Origin of the sequence: Arthrobacter cupressi (assembly GCF_900099975.1) — a bacterium.
Taxonomy (GTDB): Bacteria; Actinomycetota; Actinomycetes; order Actinomycetales; family Micrococcaceae; genus Arthrobacter; species Arthrobacter cupressi.
Genome location: NZ_FNEI01000032.1, coordinates 1 through 2620 on the forward strand (window position 1 = coordinate 1; position 2620 = coordinate 2620).

Genomic DNA, 2620 nt, shown 5'->3' on the forward strand with positions numbered 1-2620 from the left:
TACTGCACCCGGGAGGGTGTGGGAGAGTAGGACACCGCCGGACAACCATTCACGAAGGGCCCTGACCACGACGGTCAGGGCCCTTCGCATTTAACCGCAAGAACGCTCGCGGCCCTGCCTTGACCACCGGCCGGGACCCGGAGCCATAATCTTCGAATGACGAAGTTCCTGATCTCCTTCCCCGGTGAGGCCATGGTTGTCCCGGAGGAGGACTTTGAGTCGGTGGTTGAGGCCTCGCATGCCGTCATCGAGGAGGCCAAGGCGGCCGGTGTGTACGTGTTCGGCGGAGGGATCGACGAGACCGTAAACCCGGTCCTCGTGGCCGGTGACGGCACGGTTACCGAGGGAACCTACCCTGGTCACAAGGTGCCCAACGGTGGCTATACCGTGCTCGAGTTGCCTTCGCGGGAGGCGGCATTCGAGTGGGCCGCGAAGATCGCTACTGCGTGTCGCTGCCGGCAGGAGCTCCGGCAGTTCCACTACGACCCCGCCAGCTGACGCGGCCAGTCCCGGCCTCCGGGTGCTCACTCCAGGGCGCGGATTTTGGCTTCAAGGGCCGCGCGTTCGGCGCTGTTTCCGCACATCGCTGCGGCCTCCTGTAGCGCGGAACGCGCCTCCTCCCGGCGTCCGAGCCTGCTGAGCAGCTCACCCCGGACGGCCGGCAGCAGATGCGAAGCGCCAAGCCTTCCGTTGGCGCTAATCGCGTCCACCAGTTCGAGGCCCGCGGCGGGTCCGGACGCCATGGCCACCGCCACGGCATGGTTGAGCTCGACCACCGGGGACGGTGCCAAGCGACCGAGAGCCTCGTAGAGAACCACGATCCGGGGCCAGTCGGTGGCGGCCACTGATTCCGCCACGGCATGGCACTCCGCAATCGATGCCTGCAGTCCATAGGCACCGAGGCCGCGACCCGCCGCCGCTGCGCGTTCGAGGGCGGCCCGCCCCCTTCGGATCGCCGCACTGTCCCAGCGCCGGCGGTCCTGGTCCTCGAGCAGCACCGGACGCCCGGCGTCGTCGGTCCTTGCCGGGAAACGGGCGGCCGTGAGCTCCAGCAGGGCGAGGAGGCCGAACACCTCCGGCTCGGGCTTCAGCTTGACCATCATGCGGGCCAGCCGGCGCGCCTCGTCCGTGAGGCCGGTGCGGATCCAGTCGTCGCCGCCGGAAGCATAGGACCCCTCGGTGAAGACCAGGTAGATGACTTGGAGGACGGAGCCCAGCCGCTCGTCCAGTTCGTGCGACTCGGGTACCGCGAACGGAACGCGGGCAGCAGCCAGGGTCTTCTTGGCCCGCGTGATGCGTGCCTGGATGGTGGCGACCGGCACTAGGAACGCCTTGGCGATCTCGTCGCTGCCCAAACCGCCCACCACGCGCAGGGTCAGGGCGATCCGGGCCTCCCTGGACAACACAGGATGGCAGGCCGTGAACATCAAGGCGAGGACGTCGTCGTCGATCGCGTCATAGCTGAACAGTTCGTCCGCTCCCGGCTCGTCGGACAGCTCCCGCGCAAGGACGGCGTAGCGTTCATCGAGCGCGGACCTGCGGCGGAAGGTATCGATGGCGCGGCGCCGACCGGTGGTGAGCAGCCAGGCCGCCGGCTGCTCGGGGACGCCGTTGACCGACCAGGACACGAGCGCCTCGGCAAGGGCTTCCTGGGCGAGGTCTTCTGCGAGGGCAAAATCCCCCGTGTAGCGGGCCAGGGCGCCGACGATGCGTGCAGATTCCATCCGCCACACGGTCTCGACGGCGCCCCGCGCCCCGCTGTTGTTCACGACCGGATCAGAGCTGCCCGGTCTGCTCGCGCCAGGCGCGCTCCTTCTGGATCCACTTGTTGTCCTGCGGGAACTCATCGATGGTGGTCACCCTGCGGATCTCGGTTTTGCTGCCCGCGGTCATCGGCGCGCGCTTGGCCCATTCGACGGCTTCCTGCTTGGATGCGACGTCGAGGATGTAGTAGCCGGCGAACAGCTCCTTGGTCTCCCCGTACGGGCCGTCCGTCACCACCGGGGTGTCTCCGGTGAAGTCCACCACGACGCCTTCGTTTGCGTCGTCCAGGCCCTCTGCAGCGAGGAGCACTCCGGCGCGGATCAGTTCGTCGTTGAACTTCCCCATGGCATCCATGATTTCGTTGAAGTCGGTGTCCGCGAACGCCGCGAACGACTCGTCCGTGGGGCGCATGATGAGCATGTACTTGGCCATGATGTTCTCCTAGGTTCCGGAAGGTCGCCTTCCGACCTTCTCACCCATAGGTCGAACGGCACCAGAGCAGATCGACACAGGCTCGGGAAACTTTTTCCTGACGCCCGACGGCGGGTGGCCCGCTTGCCGCGAATGGCACCGGACCGACCGTGACCGGCCTCGCCCGGGGCTGCCTCCGGCAGCTCCGGAGCCTGATTTGCCTCTCCTCCCCGAACCGTGTAATGTTTTCTGAGTCGCCGCGAGAGGGACGGAAAAGCTGAAAGGCTTGGAGGTTCCGGAAGGCGGCAGAATCCCTTTCTTAGATGGCCACTTTCAGTGGCGCACTGTGGTGCGTCGTGTGGTCTGCGGTTTGCGGAACTGTTGTTTGAGAACTCAATAGTGTGCCAAGTTTGTTGATACCGATTTTTATTAATTGGTTATTTGC

The 2620-nt window shown here is 65.9% G+C and carries 3 protein-coding genes; 1 reads left to right on the forward strand and 2 read right to left on the reverse strand.

Annotated features, from left to right (window positions below):
• Nucleotides 1–156 precede the first annotated feature (156 nt).
• The gene (locus BLP88_RS18515; protein ID WP_074591662.1) at nt 157–498 is read left to right on the forward strand and encodes a YciI family protein; all 342 of its coding nucleotides are present in this window, start codon (nt 157–159) and stop codon (nt 496–498) included.
• A 26-nt stretch (nt 499–524) separates the two neighbouring features.
• Here BLP88_RS18515 and BLP88_RS18520 read toward each other — a convergent pair whose 3' ends face one another.
• A complete protein-coding gene (locus tag BLP88_RS18520; RefSeq protein ID WP_074591666.1) occupies nt 525–1724 on the reverse strand; it encodes an RNA polymerase sigma factor in 1200 nt (399 codons plus the stop codon).
• 52 nt (nt 1725–1776) lie between these two features.
• On the reverse strand, nt 1777–2196 hold the full coding sequence (locus BLP88_RS18525; RefSeq protein WP_074591664.1) for a YciI family protein: 420 nt from the start codon (nt 2194–2196) through the stop codon (nt 1777–1779).
• Between the last annotated feature and the right edge of the window lie 424 nt (nt 2197–2620).

Excerpts from the sequence above, each read along its gene's own strand:
- BLP88_RS18515 (WP_074591662.1), top strand. The coding sequence starts at position 157 with ATGACGAAGTTCCTGATCTCCTTCCCCGGTGAGGCCATGGTTGTCCCG.
- BLP88_RS18520 (WP_074591666.1), bottom strand. The coding sequence starts at position 1,724 with ATGGAATCTGCACGCATCGTCGGCGCCCTGGCCCGCTACACGGGGGAT.
- BLP88_RS18525 (WP_074591664.1), bottom strand. The coding sequence starts at position 2,196 with ATGGCCAAGTACATGCTCATCATGCGCCCCACGGACGAGTCGTTCGCG.